This is a genomic window from Flavobacterium sp. (assembly GCF_049590715.1).
In the GTDB taxonomy this organism is placed as follows: domain Bacteria; phylum Bacteroidota; class Bacteroidia; order Flavobacteriales; family Flavobacteriaceae; genus Flavobacterium.
The window spans coordinates 1-22,581 of sequence record NZ_JBAWDL010000273.1 but is presented as its reverse complement, the minus strand read 5'-3'; the positions used below and the strand labels follow the sequence as shown (position 1 = coordinate 22,581).

Sequence of the window (22,581 nt, the reverse complement as noted above, 5' to 3'; positions counted from 1 at the left end):
CTTCTAATTGCCAACTGTTACGCCCCGTGATAATACACGCACGCGAAGGGGCACATTTCCCGTTAGGAGTGTAAGCGTTATTGAACAAAATTCCATCTTTGGCAACACGGTCAAAAGCGGGTGTTTTTACCCATTTACAACCGTAAGCACTAAAATGTTTCCATCCCGCATCATCGGCTACAGCAAACAAAATATTGGGTCTTTTTGCAATTTTCTCTTGTGCAGTCGAAAGTTGACTTAACCCCATAAAAGAACTGAGGGCAATTAAAAATATTTTTTTCATTACTAAATGTAGTCTAGTTAATAGTTTAGTTATACAAATTTTCAATTTCTAACTGAGTATATTGTCTTTTATGGTATTTGAAAAGTATCTCTGAGTAAATAACATCTATTTATTGTAAATTCTAGGTTTAATTCAAAGTGTAACTAGGGGTGTTAAATGATATTCAACAAATAAACAGAAGCAAAATTGTTTTTATATGTATGCCTAAACAAGTAAACCAAATGGTTTATTCTTACCCATTAATTGTTCCGTTTTTACAAAAAACTAAGTTTTCATTTTGTTTGAAGTTAACCAATTCATCATGGCATCAAACCAAGATTCTTTGGTTGTTTTATTATTCAATCCAAAACCATGTCCGCCTTCTTGATAAATATGCATTTCGCTTTTGATTCCTTGCTCTTTTAATTTCAAAAAGAAATTGATACTGTTTTGAAAAGGCACCGCTTTGTCATCAGCGGCATGTACTAAAAAAGTCATTGGTGTTTCTTTGGTCACTTGTAGCTCATTCGAATACAATTGAATCATAGCATCGGACGGTTTATCTCCAATCAAGTGCATACGTGTTCCTTTGTGCTGAAATTCTCCAAACGAAATGACAGGATATACCAAGACCATGAAATCAGGACGTAGATTCGTTTTGTTGAGATTCTCAATAACTACTTGGTTAAAATGCGTTCCCGCAGTTGAGGCTAAATGACCGCCAGCAGAAAAGCCCATAATCCCTAATTTAGTAGGATCAATATCATGTATTGCCGTATTTTCTCGAATGATTTTGATGGCTTGCTGAGCATCTTGTAACGGACCAATGGTTTTATCTACCATAATTTCATCGGATGGCAAACGGTATTTTAAAACGAAAGCTGTAATGCCTTTTTCATTTAGTTTTTTAGCTACTGAATAGCCTTCATTCGTCATGGAAACAATACCATAACCACCACCAGGGCAAATCAGTACTGCTACGCCATTTGACTTTCCTTTTTTAGGATAAAAAACCAGTATCTCAGGATCAGTGATTTTACTAATTCGAAGGTTATTGTCTTTAGCTGTATCTGATTGTTCCTTGTAATCCGCAGCAAATTTACTATTAGGAACTTCGCCTTCATACAATTTAATGACTTTGTCTTGGGCTTGCGCTCCTAAAACAATTAAAAACAAGATTGATAAACAATATATTTTTTTCATAACTTTCCTTTTATTTATCCCAAGTATCCGTTCTAAAAGACGAAGCTGGCAAACCAAAGGTATTAAACAAACTTCCCTCAATGTAATTCACCCAACCATAACGCACTGCAACTGGTTTTAAAATGGTATCATTCCATACCTCTAGTTGTCCTTTCACTATTTTCACTGATGCAGGGTGAAATATCTTATCTTCACCAGCAATTTGAAATCCTTCTAATTTTTTATCCTTTGAAAACACACCGCTTGGTGCATAATCGAAACTAAGAAGCACTTTACTTTCCTGAACCACCATGCTTTTATAAACAGGACCGCTGTACTGAATCCCTTTTATCCCGTAAGTTTTGGCTAAAGCCCAATACGCCAAGCGTTGGCCTACTTTTTGTTTTTCGGCTGGATGAATGGAATATTCCTCGCCGATATCCATAGTTACAGCCATACCTGTATTCTTGGTAGTCAGCATGGTTTTTAATTGTGCTTCACGCAAAAAAGCAGCATTTTCATTTTTTGAATACGCAAATGGTGCTATTTGAACAAAATAAAACGGAAAGTCTCCTTGTTTGAAATCAGTTCTCCAGTTTGTAATTAAAGCGGGAAATAAGGTAGCATATTGTTCTGGTTTACTTCTATTACCTTCTCCTTGATACCAGATTACCCCTTTAATTCCAAAAGGAATCAGCGGATGAATCATCCCATTATACAAAGCAGTAGGTGTATTTTGATTAAGATTTTCTTTTGTATTGGCGTTCAAACCAATTTCAGGAAAATTATTTTTTAATGTTTCTGGTGATGTCCATGCTTGAGCTACGGTCCCTCCCCAGCTACTTGTAATTAATCCTACAGGAACATGAAGTGTTTCTTGTAGCATTTTCCCGTAAAAATAGGCAACAGCACTGCAATCAGGAGCAGTTGCTGGTGATGAAATTTGCCATTCACCTCCTGCTAATTTTTCTTGAGGAGTAAGCGCTAATTGTCTTTTGACTTCAAAAAAACGCAATTGAGAATTCGTGCTTTTTAAAATAAAATCATTACTTCCATAGACTGGTTGCCTTTGGAAACCTCTTAACGGCATTTCCATATTTGATTGACCAGAGCATAACCAAACCTCTCCTAGAAGCACATCTTCAAGAACGACTTTTTTAGAACCTGAAACAGTCATTTTGTATGGGCCACCCGCAACATTTGTTTTTATTTTTGTTTGCCAATGTCCGTTGCTATCAGTGGTAGTTTTTGCTTTTTGTCCCCAACTTCCTTCTATATTAATAATAGTATTTGGTTTATCAATTCCCCAAACAGCAACATTAGATTCTCTTTGTAAAACCATATGGCTACCAAAAACGCCTGCTAACTTGGTTTGTGCTGTCATCGTAGTACAAGCTATAAAAAACAAAAAAGGAATGTATTTATTTATTTTCATATTCAAAAAACGAATTCAAAGAAACGAATTCTCCTCTATTTATAATTGACGATAAGTAACATTAAAGAACCTTGTTTTTAGCCGAAATTAAGTTTTTCAGTATTTGAATTATCTGTATTTATTGCTCATTTCAACAGCATATTTCCCAGGAGTAACGTCGTATTTCTCCTTGAATAATTTACTGAAATGCGTTCTACTTTTAAACCCTGTCATCATGTAAACCTCATTTACTGACAATTTCCCTTCTACTAAAAATTCGGCTGCTTTTTTTAATCGATACACTTTCAAAAGTTCAAAAGGAGTAAAATTAGTTAGTGTTTTTACTTTTTGATAAAAATGGGTTCTATTGAGATACAAATCTTTGGCAAAATGGTCTAAATCTAAATCTTGGTTATCTAAATTTTCAGCCATTAAACTGTATAACTTCTCTAAAAAGGCATTATCATTACTGTTATCTTTTCCAGTTAATGTCAAAGGTAATTCGATCTGATAACGTTCTCTTAATTGTTTTCGATTACGTAATATCGATTCAATAGATGCAATCAAGTATTGCATATTAAACGGTTTTTGAATAAAAGCATCAGCACCACCTATCAACCCCTGTACTTGGTCATCAATAGTCGTGCAAGCTGTTAATAAAATAACTGGAATATGACTCGTTTTAATATCAGATTTGATTTGCTTACATAAATCAAAACCATTGAGTTCTGGCATCAAAACATCACTTAAAATCAAATCTGGCCAGTCATTTTCAAGTGCATTCAAACATTCTTGACCGTTAACAAAGACTGTAACATTTACAAATTGAGAAAGTGTGTTTGAGATGTAATTTCTTAAATCAGGATTATCCTCAGCAATAAAAATTTTAGCATCCGAAAAACTATTATCAAAATGCAAGTTTTGGTGATCAATGTTTTCCAATGAAAAACTACTATTTACTAATTTTTCAGCAGACAAGACTTCACTTTCAATTAATTCTTGGTCTTCTGTATATTCATGATGAATTATTGGTAATCGAATGTGTATCGTTGTTCCTTCTCCTAAAACACTTTCTGCATTGATATATCCATAGTGCATTTCAACCAATTGTTTTGAAAAAGCCAAACCGATTCCAGAACCGCCGTAATAGATGTATTCTTTTTTCTTAGATTGGTAAAAACGTTCAAAAACATGGGGTAAATCTTCGCTATCAATTCCTCTTCCTTTGTCTTTTACAGCAATCAATAAATCATTATTTTCCACTTGATATTCTATGGTAATTGAGTCATTTTCTTTAGTGTATTTAAATGCGTTGGTAATCAAATTATTCAAAATCTTTTCGATTTTATCTTTATCAGCATACACATAGACAGCCTTTTCTGTCTTTATTGCATGAATTGATTTTCTTTCAATCGAAGCCATAAATTCATATTCAGAAATAAGCTCATCAATAAAAGCATTAAAACTGAAATAATTATAATTCATTTTGAGCTGATTTGCATCTGCTTTTTGAAAATCATGAACTTGATCTAATAATTTTGAGATTTTTTGAGACTGTTTTTGAACAATTTTCAATGTTCCTAATACTTCCTCATTATTTCTAAAACGATCAAAAAGTGATTCTACAGGTCCTGAAATCAACGTCAAAGGCGTTTTAATTTCATGCGAAATATTACTAAAAAAACGAAGTTTTGCAGCATTAACTTCCTTTACATTGTCTTTTTCTAATTGCTCTATTTCTACATTATGCTTTAAGGATTGTAGTCTTAAAACCAAGATAACTACATAATATCCACCAAAAATAGCTATTACATAATACAAGAGATATGCCATAGCAGACCTCCAAAAAGGTGGTTTTATTGTAATTGCTAATTCCTTCGTTTTAGTCCATTTGTTCATGGTATTAGAAGCCTTCACTTTTAACACATAATCGCCAGGAGGCAAACCATTGAAATAAATATTTTGTTGATCTGTTGGTATTTCAATCCACTCTTTATTAATTGGTAAAAGTTGATATTTAATAAAGTGATTATTTTGAGTTGAAAAATGTAAGGAAGTCACCCCGATTGAGAATACATTTTCATTGTATTTTAGTAAAAGCTGGTCTAAATCACTCAACCTTTTTTTCATGACAACTCTATCATTGAGCGTGTCTCCTGCTTTAATTTTTTCATTAAAAACTTTTAATTCTCCAAACTCTAAGCGTGGTAATTTTTCAGAACTAGGAAGCTTTTTAGGATTAAAGTAACAAAATCCATCAAATCCTGACAAGATTATATAACCGTTCCCTAAAAACGCATATCCATAATTAAAATCTTCAAAAGGTAAGCCATCTGATGCACTAAATTTTTGAAAACGAAAAGTCTCAATATTAAATTTATTTAATCCAATATTTGTTGTCAACCATAAAGATTTATCTCCATCATAAATAATACTTTTCACCACATTATTAGAGAGTCCTTGTTTTTCAGAAAAAGAAATAAACTCAGGTTGAGTATCACTATTCAGTACTTTACAAATCCCACCTCTTTCTGTTCCTATCCATAATTCTCGATTAGGTAATCTGATAATTGAGGTAACAAAACTACTGGAAATAGACTTTTTATTACTTCTATCATTTGTAAAGCGTTCTACTTTTGCTTTGGCTAAAACGGGATTATTTTTTAAATCAATTCGGTATAAACCGTCGGAATTAGTACCCACCCATAGTAGGTTTTTATATAAGGGGTCTGAATAAACACTTCGTATTAAAGAAACTTTATTATCTATAAAAAAGGGATTATCATTCAGTTTCTCTACTCTAATAAGTTCTTGATTTTGATTTAAAATCAATTTATACAAATCATCTGCCCCTGCAATAAGTATGTTTCCATTGCCGTCTTCAGTGATTAATTTTACAGAATCAGCATTATATTGTTTTAATTGAAATACTAATTCTAATTGATTTGAATTATATTTTACTCTGTAAAAACCAGTATCGGCTATTTTTAACCAAAGTGTTTGTTTAGAATCTACATAAACGGCTCCTACCCTCTTTAAATACTCTGGAGGTATTGCAAAAGGGAGTTTTTCAAATGAATTGGTTACTGTATTAAAAAGGCTTAAACCACCTTGTATTGTTGAAATATAAACCCGATTATTATCAATTGGAGTAATATTTAAAACCTCATTAGAGGTAAGACCATTAGGTAGATTTTTACTCTTATTATAATGTTTAAAAGGATTTTCATTTAAATCAAATTTAAAAAGACCTTTATTAAAACTCCCTACCCAACAGCTGTTTTTCAAAGTTGCAAAACAACTCATCCTTAATAAACTGGGACTTAAATTAAAATCAGTTAATTGATATGATTTCTTATTTACAACTTGATTTGCATTTTCTATAAGCACAAAACCTTCTTTAGAAGTTCCTAACCATAAATTATTAAAACGATCAATAGCTGATGTTACAAAATCATACTGTTTTAGATCCGTATGATGCAGAGAAAAATTTGTACTATTTTTATGGCTCTTATAATTAACAATAGCAATTCCTTTTTCAAGAGTCACTAAAAGTTGTGTTTTAGATATTTTAAGGAGTGATTTACTATAAGTTATTTTTTGACTTAATACTCTTTGGTATTTTTTAGTGGTTAGATTAAAAGAAATCAAACCTATTGATGTTGAAAACAGATAATTATCATCATCAATTTCAATTCCGTCATAAAAAGAAAGAGGAGATTCTTGTTTATTATCCAATAGAGGAATATACTGATGATTAAAAGAGTAATCATCATTAAATATTAAAATTCCTTTTCGCTCTGTTGCGCAAATGATCTGTTTTTTAGAGGTATTAAAAAGAATTTTTCTAACTATGGGTCCAGTTGTCCCTCTTTTAATTACACTATTTGAAAAGAGAGTTGTAAATTTTTCTTTTGTATATGTATAAATAGAGATTCCTTCATCTGTACCAATCCATAGGTTTCCCTTTTGGTCTTCTGCGATGGTACGAATCCTATTGTTCACTAGGATATCACTCTCAACTGAATTTTTAAAGACAGTGAAACTATAGCCATCATAACGATTTAGTCCATCATAGGTACCTATCCAAATATATCCTTTAGAATCTTCAAAAATAGAAGTTACTCCATTATGTGCTAAGCCATTGGAAATTGAAATATTTTTAGAATATTCAAGTTTTCCCGTTTGAGCAGCCAATCGAGTTATAAAAAAAAGTAAAAAAAGAAATTTTATAGTTTTATAAAGCATAGACAAATTGCAAAGATTTAGACACTTAATGATAGCCGTTGAGTGTAATTATTAAAAAGCCAGTTTGAGTACTTTCTTGACCAGCAAAAACTCTCGATAAGCAGCGCACTACCATTACCTTTTTAACACGTAGCCCTTTTACAGATTCAGAGTGATAATTTTAACATCATTTCATGTTCTTTATTAGAATAAAACGATCAATTAAAGTGATGAAAATCATCATCAAAAACTAGATACACCTAATGGATTCTATATGAATTCATTTTTTGATAAAAAACAAATAGCTATTGTAAATATAGTAAAAAAGAGGTTCTTCATACTAAGAAATAAATTCAATCTAATACTACCTTTTACCGTTAAAACTAAAAAAAACAACTCTCTCCAAGTAAACTACTTTTTGAGAATTGCTTTTTTTAAATTTATATTAATATAAAAACTACTGTAGTTTAAGTTCTGTAGTATTTTTATAGTTAGTACCTCTCAGTTTCTCAAAAGTTTCTTTCATCTCTTTCAACTTATCAGGGTTCGCTTTTGCTACATTGTTTTGTTGACCAATATCCTTTTTGGTATTGTATAATTGGTAATCAGCATCAGGTCCCATTTCGATATTTACTTCCGTATTCATTTTTGGAGAACCTTTGTAAGGAGGAATCATAATCCAATCGCCTTTTCTTACTAATGTTTTTGAATTCGCTTCTAAAACTAAAGCTTCACGACCCTTTTTACTTTTACCTAAAAATTCATTCATCAAATTTTGACTATCACTTAAATTTGTTTCTTTGCTTCCTACTAAGGAAGCTAGTGATGCTAATAAATCCATTTGACAAACAACTGCATCTGATTTCCCTGGTTTAATATGTCCTTTCCAATAGGTAAAGAATGGAACTCTAGTTCCTCCATCAAGCAAACTATATTTTCCACCTCTTAAAGGCCCTGAAGGTTTGTGGTTTCCTAATTTTTCAACAGCATCATCATAATAACCGTCATTCAAAACAGGTCCATTATCACTAGAGAAAATAATTAATGTGTTTTCTAACAACCCTTCGCTTTCTAATTTTTTTATTAACTCACCCACACACCAGTCAGCTTCAACAATTACATCACCTCTTGGTCCTAAGCCCGAAGTTCCTACAAAACGTGGACTTGGTGTACGTGGTACATGTGGTTGTTGCAAAGCATAATACAAGAAAAATGGATTTTTAGCATGATTCCCTATATAATTTTTAGCTTCCGCTAAAAAAGTGTCAGCCATATCTTCGTCTTTCCATTTGGCTGCTTTTCCACCTTTCATAAATCCAATTCTTGGAATACCATTTACAATACTGTTGTTGTGACCATGATGCCACTTCATTTTTAACATTTCAGGATTACTAATAGCAGTAGGTTCTCCTTGGAAATTATTTTTATAATCTACCTCAATTGGATCTTTTGGATCTAATCCTACTACATCTCCATTTTTAATATAAACTGTAGGAACCCTGTCCTGCGTCGCTGCCATAATAAAACTATAATCAAAACCAAGTTCATTAGGACTAGGACTAATATGCTTATTCCAATCTACATTTCCATCTCCTAATCCTAAATGCCATTTCCCTACAATTCCAGTGTCATATCCTGCACCTTTTAACATTTTAGGAATTGTCATTTGTTTAACATCAATTAACAAAGGTGCTGTACCTGGAAGAATTTTTGCATCTGAATTTCTCCAAGGGTATGTACCTGTCAATAATCCATATCTACTTGGAGTACAAGTTGCTGAAGTTGCATAACCACTTGTAAACATCATTCCTCCATTAATCAATTTATCAATATTTGGAGTTTTTATTCCTGTTCCGCCATAAGCTCCTAAATCACCATATCCTAAATCATCAGCATAAATAATAATGATATTAGGTTTGGATTTCATTTCTGTTTCGGCATGATCACCATGCTTTTTCTTATTTCCATTGCATCCGAACATTGTTAACGAAAGGAAAAAAATTAAAGAATACTTCATACTAGAGAATTTTATACACATATTTAGATAATTATAATTTTAATAATTTGTTATTCTGAATTAGAATTGATATTTATTATACTTGATATACAAAGCTAGTTTAATATTGAATTATATTTAAAGATTCCATACCAGTAATTAAATATTCAAAACTAGTTTTTAATAATTTTAACAGAATAATTTTTTTCCAATGCAATTTTTGCAAAATAAACCCCATCAACTAGATGGTCAAGTTCTAATTGAATTTGGTTATTATTTACAATCACTACTTTTGACATCACTAATTGAGATTGCAAATTATATAATTTCACTTCGACTTTACTTTTATTGGTTTTCAGATCAATTGTCATTCTACCCGAAGTAGGATTCGGATAACCAATTAATATTTCCTCTTTGACTTTAAAATCAGAATTATTTAAAATCGTTCCTGCTTCTAATAATAACACTGTTTCAGGCTCCATAGTGAATGTTGCTGGAACCAATTCTTGAGTTAATAAATTTCGGTATGAAAAGGTTGTCTTATTATCAAATGACAATGTTAGACCAGCTGTTCCTTTACCTATATTAACAACTGAAATAATGTTTCTCCCATTAGCCAATGTCGTGGCTTTCCACATACATCCTTTTACGTTTAATGCATTCGTTTCAACCAAATTAAATCTTGAAGTATGATTGTTATTAGTCACAATTTCAAATGCTTTTGAAACCATCGATGTTGTGTTTGAAACACTAATAAGAGTACCACTATTAGCGACTAAACTCGATACACGTGTTTTATTATATTCATTTTTTTTCAAACTTTCAGTATCAATAATCACTGTTCCACCAGCGTTCAAATAGTTTTGCAAACTAGTAAATTCTTTATCGGTCACAAAAGGCGTTTTGTACACTAGAATAACATCCCAATTAGAGTTATTTTGTGACTTTATGATATTCTCAGTAGCAAATCCAATAGGGACACCATTAAAATACAATGATTCATACAACTTATAAACATCATCCATATGCGTGCTTTTATTGGTTGCAGAAGTTTCAGAATAGAAAACACGAATAGGCTTTTTCAAATGTTGTAAGGCATCAATTTCTTCCGAAAAAGTATTCAAATCCATCACTGTAGATGTAACCTCATTAACAATTCGAGGTTGTTGATTATTTGATCCCGCATATCCATTATCACCTGTATTACGCATTGATCCATCCTCTCTCCTGGACCAATACCACGTTTGACTGGCATTCATTCCTTGCAAATAAGCCAACCAATACACCGAACGCGCATAAGCTGGTTTTAAATACAAATCCCTAAAAGTTACCGTAGATAAATAATGTGACTCAGAGTTGTAAATAATTTTATCCGGACTTACTGAGGTCATAAAATCATACCCCATACACAATTCTCGCCAATCAAAAGAATAATGATCTTCCCACTCTTGCTTTGCCCCCCACATATGAGATTCAATTGCTCCAGCATCATTTCCTATTATTCCGCTTAAATTTGTTAAAGCTTCCAAATTAATCCCATGATTTCGGCTGTTTTCAGACCAAAGATTCGGCATTATTTTTAGATGTACTTTGGCATCGGTATCATATTTTTGAATTTCTGTTTTCAAGAAGGTGTACCAATCTGTAACCCGATCGTAATTAAAAGTAACCCAATCATACCATTGTGGTGTACCTAATAAATTCTTAGCAATAGGAATGGTAATGGTCACTGCATCGAATGAAGCGAAACTAGTTCCCCAAATTGTATTTAAAGTTGTAATTGTAATGTGCTTATTTTTTAACCAAAGTTTAAATTTTTCAATCGTGTAATTAGATACCGGTCCAGTTGCCCAAACGCCAGCAGTTGTATAAAAATGAGGCTCGTTACATAATAAATACCCTAATTGAGTATATTTTTTACCTGCCATTTTGGGTACTGTACCACCTAACAAATAGGACTGCATCTCTCTTGCACCTGGATTATCAATATCATAAGCGGTATAGGTATCTTCACGCATTTTAAAACCTGGACCATACTTAGTTTCAGTCCAATCAGGAACATTTTTATGATTCAAAAAAACACTCCCAAAACTACCCGTCTTTTTAGAATTTAACTCACTTACAATATTTGACTTGATCGTCCCTGCATTGTTAATTACATTTACAGGTGTAATATAATAACCGTCTTGATTACCAAAAAATTCTGTTAATTTATCAATACTAGGTTTCCAAGTAAAATCAGAAAGGAAAACAGGTTTTCCTTCATGCAGTATTTTATTTCCACTAATCAAAATGTTCTCCCAATTAATAATTGGTGTGGGTTTGCGTTTTATTTGTCCTGAGATCAATTTATTCAAATTGGCCTTAGAATCGTCTAACATTAGTATAATGTCATTTCGTTCAAAACCTGGCAAGTCTTGCGCCATTTGAGCTGCATTACTTTTATAAATACTAACTAAACTAAAAGCATCGGTGTTTGCCGTTACATTGTTTTGATCCCAATTAGCATAATCCAAAAATACTTGAGCAGTACGAATAGTCATCTTTTCTTTAGTAACATCAATCCCTTTGTTTTCGGCGACAGACATTAAACCTTGAAGCTCTACTATTTTGTTTTCAGCTGTTTGAGCAAAAACGACAGCTACTCCGCCTATAATTTGAAAAAATAAAACAAACAGTATTTTAATTACTGAATTCCTTGAATCTTTATTGATTTTCATTGATGTGTTTTGACAATAAGTTGATAAAACTAAACAAAAACAATAACATATTTGTCTCTTTAAATAAATTTAATGTATTTATGAGTAAATTAAAACATCATAGATCAATTATAAAATTAAACTATTATGGACATAAAGTTCATATATCTTGTTATCAGATTGGAAGGCTATATTTTTTAACTAATAAAACAAAGAATCATTTTTGAAAATTTAAGGAAATCCTAATCCAAAAAAAAAGAACACAATTAAAACACCTAGACGAATGTATTATTTTTAACGCAAAAAAAATACCAAGAGAACGAATTCTCTTGGCATTCCAACTAAAAAAAACCAACTTTTTAATTTTTGTATTCCTTATTTTTAATACCCAAAATTTGGAATTAAAGCCGGTTCTTTTTGAACCTCTAATAAAGGAATTGGTAAATAATATTGCTTAACATCCCAAGGTCTTGTAATTACAGTTACTTCAGTAAAGGAAAGATTCCCACTACTGTCTTTTTTCCACGTAAGTCCTTTTATTGGAAATCCTAAATGACTTTCATCCATCCATCTTCTTTCATCAAAAAAGCTATGTCCTTCAAAACAAAGTTCTACACGTCTTTCTCTTTTAATGGCTTCTAATAAGGCTGTACCAGTTGCTGTGATATCTGGTTGCAATGCTCTTTTAGAAATTTTATTTAAATAAAGACGAGCATTTACTTCATCATTTAAGTGATATAAAGCTTCCGCATAGTTTAGATAAACTTCTGCTAAACCATATAAAACAAAAGGTCTTTTAGGTGATATCCCTCCAGCTACTGCAACTGATTCATCTTGAAACTTACGAATATTATAACCTGTCTTAGAGGAGTGATCTGTATTTCCTAACCCTTTTGGAGAATCCAATCCATGAGGATAAGAATTTGGATCATCTGATAAAAAATATTGCACATCGCGTCCTCTATATTGAGCTCCGTTAAACAATAAATCAGCATAGTATCTCATTTCGCGATTATCATTTGGCTTATTTGGGTCAAAAGTCCCCCCATTGGTGGTAGTACCATCGGCCATATTAAACTGTAAAGCAAAATTATGAGTAGGTGAAGATAATGCCCAACCTCCGTAACCACTAGGAGCCTGCGTTAAATCCCATAAAGAATTAGCATCCGTTCCAAATTCATAATATTGAGAACTATAAGGTCTCGCAAAAATAATATCTGCATTAGGTGATAAATATAACTTTTGGTATTCACTAGCATTAGCAACTGCTATTAAATCCCTACTACCTACTATATCTACAATTGCTTTTGCAGCATCAGCAGCATCTTGCCATTTAGTAGCTTTAGTATATATGTACAATGGATCATTTTTTGGAGCGAAAGCAGGATCATGCAACTTACTTGCAGCATACAACAAGGTACGAGATTTAACAGCTAAAGCTGCTACACTAGTAACGCGACCAAATTCAGAATCAGGACGAGTCGACGGTAACAACGGAACGACATCATCTAATTCTTTAACAATGAAGTTTACACATTCCTCGTAGCTATTTCTTTTTATTTTAAAATCATCATTTAATCCTAAAGCGTGCTCCATTATAGGTACGCCTCCAAAGAATTTGATTAATTTACTATAGCAATTCGCTCGTAAAAAACGCATTTCTGCCTTATATACATTAACTTTAGTAGGATCTTTTTGCATTGCTTCACTTTTATCAATTCTGTCCAAAAATTCATTTGACAAACGAATGTAATGAAAGTAGTTATTCCACTTATTACCCAATACACCTACATTAGCAGAAGTCCAACCTGCTTGTTCTCTAAATAGATCTAAATCTTTGAAATTAAATTTTGACTCAAAAGAAGCATTTTCGATATTAAAACGGATTCCCCACCAATCATTTCTATTTACAGCCCAGCTTTCAGTACTGTTATAAACATTAAACAATAATTTCTCAACCTGTTTTGCATCTGAATAAACAACATCTTCACCAAAGGCATTTGATGCTTCTGTATCTAAAACATCACTACACCCCGTAACAAAGAAAAGGGCAGTAGCAGCATAGAAATATAACAATTTTATATTTTTCATTTTACTAAATTTATATGATTATTTAATTAAAATCTTTCAATATTAAAGTTCATTTTGAACTAGAAATTGATATTGAATCCCATAGAAACTGATTTTAAAGAAGGGTAAGTACTTTCTCTAAAGTTATTATAACCAGCCGCTTCCGGATCTAATCCTAAGTCATAAATTTCAGAAAACATTGTCAACAAATTAAAGCCACGTACAAATATCTTTAAATCCCCAAATTTCATTTTGTCCTTACCAAAAGTATATCCTAATTGAATTTCTTTCAATCGAACAAAACTGGCATCTCTATAATATAAATCAGCCCCTTCAAAACCACCATTTAATGTATTTGTAAATGGGCTTAGTTGTCCACTATATCCATCGCCTTGAGCAAATGCTCGTGGATAAGTAGCATTAGGATTTTCAGGAGTCCATCTTTCATTATAAACAAATTCTGGTTTAGCACCTGTTTGATCAAAAAACACTAATGTCTTTGCTTTGGCCTGTCCTTGTAATAGAAAAGAAAAATCAAACCCCTTATAATCTAATCCTCCAGTGATACCAAATTGTATTTGAGGTACATTAGAAGAATATAAACGTATTCTATCTTTAGTATCTATTTTACCATCATTATTTGAATCAATATAATAAGGTTCCCCTGGTACAGTACCAGCTAATTTAGCAGGAGCATTATTGATGTCGGTTTGATTTTTAAATAATCCATTGGTAGGATAAACAATATATGAATCTAAAGAATGCCCTTCTCTTTTTAAAGCTGGAGATAGATCAGCAGCTTCAGCCATATAAACCACTTCATTTTTTGTATATGTGAAATTACCTCCAATATTATAGTTTACTTCACCTATTTTATCACTCCAACCTAATTGGAATTCCCATCCATAATTATCCACTTTTCCAAGATTTTGTTGTGGCAAATTAAGACCAACAGCATCTGGTATTGCTGCAGCACGGGTTATAAGTATGTCTGTTCTATTTTGGTAGAAATAATTAGCATCCCCTGTTAATCTGTTATTAAATAATGAAAAATTAATCCCTAAATTTTTAATATATGCTGTTTCCCATGTAACATCAGGATTAGGTACATTTGAACTCACAAAACCATTATTTCTAGTCCCGGATGTTCCAAACATATAGTAATTAGGCTGTACTACATTTGTATCTCCTCCATAGTTATAGCTTGTTTGGTATTGAAATCCATCTATTTGGTCATTACCCATTACAGCTGTTGATGCTCTTAATCGCAATGAGTTAATCCATGAAATGTCTTTCATAAAAGATTCATTGTTTAAAGCCCATGATACGGCTACTCCTGGAAAGGTACCAAATCGTTTTCCTGGACCAAAATTACTTGAACCATCACGACGTAAAGTAAAATCAACATAATATTTCTTTGCATAATCATAAGAAAGGGAACCAAAATAATTAACCCTACCCCATTCATTAGAGGAACCACTTGAAATTTGCCCAGTATCACTTCCAGCAAATAATTCCGCATTTTCTTTAGTAGGAAACCCTGTTCTTTGTGCCCAGAAAGTTCGTTGATCTTCAGTAGTTTGTTCGGCTCCAATAAAACCTGTTATAGAATGATTTCCTATTTTAGTATTATAATGTAAGGTGGAGTTTAACATTAATTGGTCATTTTTCCAAAATGTTTCACGTAAAATACTTTGACTTCCTTGTTGAGAAAATCCTGTAGACGCTACATAGTCACCGCTTGAAGGAACATATTTATAGACTTCCCATGGTGTATACCAGTTTTTGTTATCATAGCTCATTTTTCGTAATCCAAGAAACCCTTTAACAGATAATCCTTTGGCAATTTTATGCAAATCCCAGTCATAGGAGAACTTACCTCTCAAATCCGTGTTATCTTGTTTCACATAACCTGATGCAGAAGAAGACATAATTGCTGGATTGGAACCATTTTCACCTCCCCAGCCAACTAAACCATTAGGATAAATCCCTACTTGTGTTGGCTCATTCGTATAAATATGTTTGTAGATATATCCTAGATCAACCCCAGGTTGATTCGTCGTACCAAATCTTGCATTTAAATCAACCCCTAGTTTAAAATCATCATTTATTTTTATATCTAAATTAGAACGAATTTGGTTTTGTTTAAAATTCAAATCACCCGATTTAAACATTCCCACTTGTCCCATATTATCAGCACTAACGTAATAATTAATTTTTTCATTTCCACCAGAAATATTCAAAGAGGTTCTTCTCAATGTAGAAATATCTGAAAAAGTTAAATCTGCCCAATTCGTATTCGGATGTGTTAAAGGATCACTTCCAGAAGCATATTTATTGATATCCTCTTGTGTGTATGGAAGTGCAGTCCCTTTTCTATCAGCAATTTCATTATTATAAATAGCATATTGTTCAGATGACATAAACTTATTTTTAACTGAAAATGACGATAAGCTATACGTGGATGAAAAATTGATTTTAGTTTTTCCGGTTTTCCCTCTTTTTGTAGTAATCAAAATTACACCATTAGCAGCTCTAGCACCATAAATTGCAGCAGCTCCATCTTTCAAAATAGACATCGATTCAATATCTTGAGGTGCTAAATAAGAGAAATCAGTTGAATAAATTCCGTCAATTATAATCAAAGGAGAGTTATTACCTAATGTTGCTTGTCCTCTTATTAATATAGTTGAATTACCTGTGGCACCTGGATAACCACCTCTATCAACAACAATCAATCCAGGAGTCTTTCCTGCTAATGATTTAGCGATATCATTGTTACTTGTATTTTGAATTTCTTTAGAACTTAGTGTACTAATAGATCCAGTTACTTCGCCTTTCTTTTTTGACGTATATCCTACTACTACAATTTCTTCCAATTTTGAAGCATCCTCAGTCAAGACCACTGATAAAGAGGTTTGGTTATTAACCAATACTTCTTTTGTTGCAAACCCCAAATAAGTAAAGACTAGTATAGCATTATTATCTTTTACATTAATAGTAAAATTTCCGTCAAAATCAGTAGTTACACCTATGGCTGTTCCTTTAACCATAACATTAACTCCTGGCAATGGCCCTATACCATCCGTAACTTTACCAGTTATTTTTTTATCTTGAGTAGCAGTATTTTGCCTGATCACATTTGTGGTCTTATTAATATTGCGTACTAAAACGATTTGTTTATCTAATACTTCATAAGAAACTGCGGTGTCTTTAAATAATTTATCAAGAATTACAGACACTTTCTCTTTTTCAAAATCTACAGAAATCACCCTATTGTAATCGACTTCGTTATCATTATAGAGAATTTTAAACTCGGTTTTAGATTCAATTGTCCTTAAAACCTTCTTAATACTTACATTTTGCAAATGCATTGAAATTTTAGTATTTTGAGAATAGGTACTCGCTTGAATTTGAAAAAAAGAAATTACGAATAAAATAAATGTTAGTTTCATTTTTAAATCAATCTTAAATAAATGATAGGCATGACCCGTCATATGATTTTGATTTTTCATACTTTTGTTTTGAATTTGGTGGTTAATATTTTTTCAATCACTGCTTTAAACCTAATCGGGAAATGTTCCAGCATTTTCCGATTTTTAATTTAAAAGAGTTTCATTCTAAAGTTTGTTTCGTTTTAATCCATTTTAGTTGAGTCAATTTTAAAAGTTAATAATTAGTTTATTATAATTTTATCTTGCTTAATGCTGTATTTAAGGGGATAACTTTTATTAAATGTATTAAGTACTTGCTCTATAGTTTCAACATCAAAACTAGCAGTGAAGCTTTCATTCGCTAATTTTTGGTTGTTATTTACGATGGTAACATTGTAATGACGTTCCAGTTTTTGAATTATATTATTAAAAGTCATATGTTCAAAAATTATTTTGCCATCCATCCATGAGGTATATAGCGAAGTGTCTACTTTTTCAATTTTACTTTGTTGTTGTGATTTATTCCAACATGCTTTATTTCCAGGGGTTAAAAGAACAGCCTTCTTGCTATCATATTTTGTTTTAGAATCATACAAACTAACAGCACCTTCCACTAGGACGGTATTAATGATTTGATCTTCTGAGTAAGCAGATACGTTAAACTTAGTACCCAAAACGCGAATATCTAAATTAGCAGCATTCACAATAAAAGGGTGTTTTTTATCTTTTGTTACATCAAAAAAGGCCTCTCCTTTTAAAAATACTGTTCTATTACCGTTAGCAACGAACTGGATAGGGAATTTTATTGTTGATCCTGAATTCAAATGAACTACCGTACCATCAGATAAAACCAGCTTCATTTTTTTACCATAAGGAATTGTCAACTCGTTATAAATCAACGAAGAAATTTTGTCTTCTAACGAAGAAATAGTACTGTAGTTTAACTCCATTCCTATTTGACTTGCTATCTGTTTACCATTAACGTCCACAATATTTTTAGTAATACCACCCTTTATTACATTAAGAGTTCCATCGGCTGATTTTAGAATAATTTCGTTTTTGCAAACGTATTCATTGTTTGTTATTACATTTTTGTTGGAATCGATATAAACAAAGGAAATTCCTAAGAACAAAACTACTGCAGCAGCTATTTTTGTCCAAAACTTAAAATCAATTGAACTGGAATTAGGTTCCATAATTTCTTTTAATGCTTGCCAATTTTCTTGTTTTGTTTGTTCAACAATCTTATGCAGTTCATTTCTTTGCTTTCTACTTTTTTTATTAGTGAGTCGCTCTACTATATGATCCGAATCATTATCATCAAAAAATGATTTGATTTCTGATTTATCAACAAAATCCCTATTCAAGATTGAAACGGTAATTTTTTGAGCTAATAACACTATTTTATCTACAACTTTCATTGGTCTTACTAAATAATTATATGGGTTGTTCCCATCACTTATTAATAAGACGACAGAAAAAACAAAGTGGGTGAAAAAAAACAAAAAAAAAGAACCATTTAGAACAAATGGTACACTAATTATAAAAGAGAGGCATGATTAAGAAACAGAACATTACTTTCAAAACGGGTCTTAATTTTTGATAAGCAATTTTTTTTTGTGTTTTTACAGTATTGATAGAAATAGATAATTCCTCAGATATTTGATTGTTTTTAAAACCTTTCAAACTCAATTTAATGATTTCTTTACATTTATAAGGAAGTTTATTTATTGCGATATCAACCATTCGCTCCACTTCTTCTAAAAAAAGTTCTTTTTCAAAGAAAGAATCCGATTCATAAACCTCTAATTCCTTATCACTTAATTGTTGACAGGAATTAAAGGTTTTACTTTTTAAATAATCTAGACTTTTATTTTTGACACAAGTGTATAAGTAGGATTTCACTGCATTGTCATTTTCAATAACAATTTGCTGATCCCATAATTTAACAAAAACTTCTTGAACAACATCTTTCGATGCCTCAATATCTTTCAAATACTTATTTGAAAACAGACATAATGAGGTATAATAAGTATCAAACAATACTTTATACTCTTTTAGAGATAGACTATTTGCAGTTACTATATTCAAAACTATAGGGTTGTGGTTAATTAGTTTGTTAACAATGTCCTATGTTACTTATCATAACATAAGACCAATAATGATAAAGGTTACTCTTATCATTAAAACATTAAAAAAACGTTAAATACAAATGAACTAAAACATGTCCAACAGTTCTTATCCAATTTTACCCTCCACTTACTTATTATTACCCCACCTATGTAGGATTCAAAAAAAACCACTTAAAAAAATATGTTTTTAAGTGGTTTTAACAATATAAAATACCAAATTATCATTTAATAAAAGAAATACCTTTAATTCCTAATACGTAAAATCAATAAAACGCATAGAGCCCGCAGGAACAGATAACATTATTGATTTATCATTGGTTTTAATTTTTTCTTTACTCAAAATATCAACAACTTCAACAGGCACTTTTCCTTCAAAAGTGATAATCACTTCACGCTCTTTTGGATCGATATAACCTGGGTCAACCAAAATCAAACGGGTATGATTCTCATCTAATTTGACCGCACTCCAAGAGGCTCCTTTTACCACAATTGGCAATTGTTCCTCTCCTTTAATCACAGTTGTTCTAATGGTTTCTCCAAATAATTTTGCGGGTATGTTTTTATCTCCAATAATTCCCATTTTTCCATTTGAAACAAAATAGGGTTTTCCTTCTTTTTTCACTAAACTTTCTGATTCAATTGGCGCAATAGGAACCATGCCATGTGGCATCTCAGGCATGTAATTTAACCAACGGTATTTCACGCCTAAAGCAATATTAGAAAAATCATATTCTGGTATACTGGCGCCAGCCCAATGCATTTGTCCCACAGAAAAAACAGCAATATCATCATCAGCCTTATATTGTTTTAAAGAATGATGGTTATCAACAGATTCAACTAATTTTTCATCAACTTCTTTAATCAAATGCCAAGAACCTATAGAAAGAATATCTTCCTTATTAACAACAGGTAAGACTCCTGATTTCATAAGTGCAAACAAAACATTTAATCCTGGTCCTTTAGTAAAAGAATTGTCGGCCACCACTCCGTAGCGAGCACCATAGGCAGCCATAATAACCCCTTGTCTTAAATAAGGAGAAATTGAATTTTGACCTCCAGGTGATAAGGGTCTCCAACTCGTAGGATTGTCATCAATTAATCGCATGGCAAAATCATTTATATAACCACCAGAATGCATCCCTACTCTTCCTGCTAAATTAAGGTCTTGAAGTCGGTTGCTGGTATCTTCTGAAGCTGGAACTAAAATATCACTGTATTTTCCAGAGAAAAACATATCTTTCCATAAAGGCAGGTGTGATGTAGCTGCCCAAAACATATTTTTGTATCTGAAGTATAATTTTGCTCTATTGTTTTCACGAATGGCCGTTGCTAATCTAGGCACATATTCTTTGATGAAATACTGCACTCTTGGATCTTCCACATTATCCATTTCGGCATACACAAAACCGTAACAAGTTGTAGGTGCCACCTTCAAAATTTCCTCTAACGTTTCTATTTGGATATAAAAAGGATCATTTCCGTGACCCGCCCAAAAAGTAAAGGGTTGCCCTTTCGCTTCATAATCTTTAGCCATTTGAACAATTGATTCTCTAGAATCTTTATAATCTCCGCGACCATCTTTTTTCAAAGCAACGTCGCCCATGATTTTCACCATTGCAGAGCGATCCGTTCCTTCTTTTGGTGATTTTTGAATAACAAATCGAATGTCTTGACCTGTTAATTTAGCTACTTTGGGATCAATCTCTTTGGAAGTAATCATCACCCAATCCTTATCTGATTTTTTTTGATAACTAGGAAGTGTGAATTTTAATGTTTGCTCATAAAGGGTATTAATATTCTGCTCTACCTCGACCATTCTGCCTTGTTTTTTAGGTGTTGTTTTCCACCAATTATCTTTGGCTGTTTTGTAAAAATAAACGGCATTTCCTCCATCAACTTCTCCGGCAGCGATCAACTGATTTGTATTCGAATCAAAAACAAAATCACTATGAACCATATCACCGTACTTTTCACCCGACTTGTCAATTAACTTTCCTTTGGTATCCAATACAAATAGTAGACCGCCATGCTGAAACATAATTTCGTTTCTAGTAGGTAAGAACGTACCTTGAGAATGTCCGTAACGTTGGGATTCTTTATTAGTCGCTTTAAATTTTGCCAAAACATCAAAATTAGCATCCAATGCTGTCATGAAAGGTGTAAATGAAATATCAGCAAAGAATAAAACATCATCTTTTTTATCATTATTAATATCCGCAATAGTAATATCCGTAACCATGGCATTTCTTAACTCTTTCATCCTTTTGTCATCAATTGTGACACTTTTTATTACATTCTTAGTTTCGGCATCCATAAATCCCAAAAACTCCCAACGGAATTTATCATGGTTGTACGTCATTACAAACAAAGATTGCTTGCCTGAATCAATGAAATTTCCAGACTCAATTTTCCGAACTATGCCTTGAACAACAGTTTCAGAAATCAGTTTTCCTTTTACATCTAATTCGTATAATTTATAGTCATTTCCACCGGCGAAGATTTGAATTTTAGAATTATTTTTGACAACGGCCACTTCTGAAAAACGCACTTTATGCCCTGGATTAAATTTCCAAAGCAATTTTCCAGCACTATCCCAGCAATAAATATTTCCGTCACCGCTTGCTGCCAATAGATCATCATTACCATCTGCATTTACATCAGTGGCAACAATTTCGAACATAACCGCTGGAGATTGGGTTGGGTTTCGCCAAAGTTTTTTCCCATCGACGGTATAGCAAGAAACCCCTCCATCAAGTTCTGAAATATAAAGCACATTGGTATTGTTTACTGTTGCTGTTTTTATTTCACGAATGCTATTCCCTTCGGTAACAAAGTTTTGAGCCGTTGCCATAAAACTTGTCGCCAAAACAAGAGCAAGACTTATTTTTTTTATCATTTTATAATGGTTGTTAGTTAATTATCTCTTAAGTAAATTAATGATATCTACTCAATTTAGAGTGACAAAATACGTTTAAACAAATTCAACTGTTGTATGTAATAGTAAAAAGCATGTCTCTATTCATTTATTTATTACGATTAAGCCTAAATCTTATGAAGTATGAGATAGATTGAATAACAAACAAAAAACTCCTTTATTAATGAAATAAATAAAAAGCCACGAATTCACGAATTACATAATTGAATTCGTGAATTCGTTGCTTTTAT

The 22,581-nt window shown here is 32.1% G+C and carries 11 protein-coding genes; all 11 read right to left on the bottom strand.

The annotated features are described in order from the left end of the window. Positions 1–283: sulfatase-like hydrolase/transferase (locus tag WBQ70_RS12235; RefSeq protein ID WP_423914630.1), on the bottom strand; the 283-nt coding region annotated here is incomplete at its 3' end. 264 nt (positions 284–547) lie between these two features. After that, on the bottom strand, positions 548–1,465 hold the full coding sequence (locus tag WBQ70_RS12230) for an alpha/beta hydrolase (RefSeq protein ID WP_423914627.1): 918 nt from the start codon (positions 1,463–1,465) through the stop codon (positions 548–550). A gap of 10 nt (positions 1,466–1,475) precedes the next feature. Then, positions 1,476–2,879, bottom strand: coding sequence for a sialate O-acetylesterase (locus WBQ70_RS12225; protein WP_423914625.1), 1,404 nt, complete (start codon positions 2,877–2,879; stop codon positions 1,476–1,478). Positions 2,880–2,987: 108 nt separating this feature from the next. Then, on the bottom strand, positions 2,988–7,055 hold the full coding sequence (locus tag WBQ70_RS12220; RefSeq protein WP_423914624.1) for a hybrid sensor histidine kinase/response regulator transcription factor: 4,068 nt from the start codon (positions 7,053–7,055) through the stop codon (positions 2,988–2,990). Between the two features lie 487 nt (positions 7,056–7,542). Then, positions 7,543–9,102 (bottom strand): sulfatase family protein, encoded by a 1,560-nt coding sequence (locus tag WBQ70_RS12215; protein WP_423914621.1) that lies wholly within the window; start codon positions 9,100–9,102, stop codon positions 7,543–7,545. Between the two features lie 152 nt (positions 9,103–9,254). Next, entirely contained in the window at positions 9,255–11,801 is a 2,547-nt protein-coding gene (locus WBQ70_RS12210; RefSeq protein WP_423914618.1) for a T9SS type A sorting domain-containing protein, read from the bottom strand. A 360-nt stretch (positions 11,802–12,161) separates the two neighbouring features. Next, complete coding sequence (locus tag WBQ70_RS12205) at positions 12,162–13,871, bottom strand: RagB/SusD family nutrient uptake outer membrane protein (protein ID WP_423914615.1); 1,710 nt, start codon at positions 13,869–13,871, stop codon at positions 12,162–12,164. Between the two features lie 59 nt (positions 13,872–13,930). Next, a complete protein-coding gene (locus WBQ70_RS12200) occupies positions 13,931–17,365 on the bottom strand; it encodes a TonB-dependent receptor (protein WP_423914612.1) in 3,435 nt (1,144 codons plus the stop codon). A 161-nt stretch (positions 17,366–17,526) separates the two neighbouring features. After that, positions 17,527–18,705, bottom strand: coding sequence for a FecR family protein (locus WBQ70_RS12195; protein ID WP_423914609.1), 1,179 nt, complete (start codon positions 18,703–18,705; stop codon positions 17,527–17,529). Positions 18,706–18,820: 115 nt separating this feature from the next. After that, positions 18,821–19,375, bottom strand: a complete 555-nt coding sequence (locus WBQ70_RS12190) for an RNA polymerase sigma-70 factor (protein WP_423914606.1) — start codon at positions 19,373–19,375, stop codon at positions 18,821–18,823. Between the two features lie 291 nt (positions 19,376–19,666). After that, on the bottom strand, positions 19,667–22,312 hold the full coding sequence (locus WBQ70_RS12185; RefSeq protein WP_423914604.1) for a hypothetical protein: 2,646 nt from the start codon (positions 22,310–22,312) through the stop codon (positions 19,667–19,669). Positions 22,313–22,581: the final 269 nt, after the last annotated feature.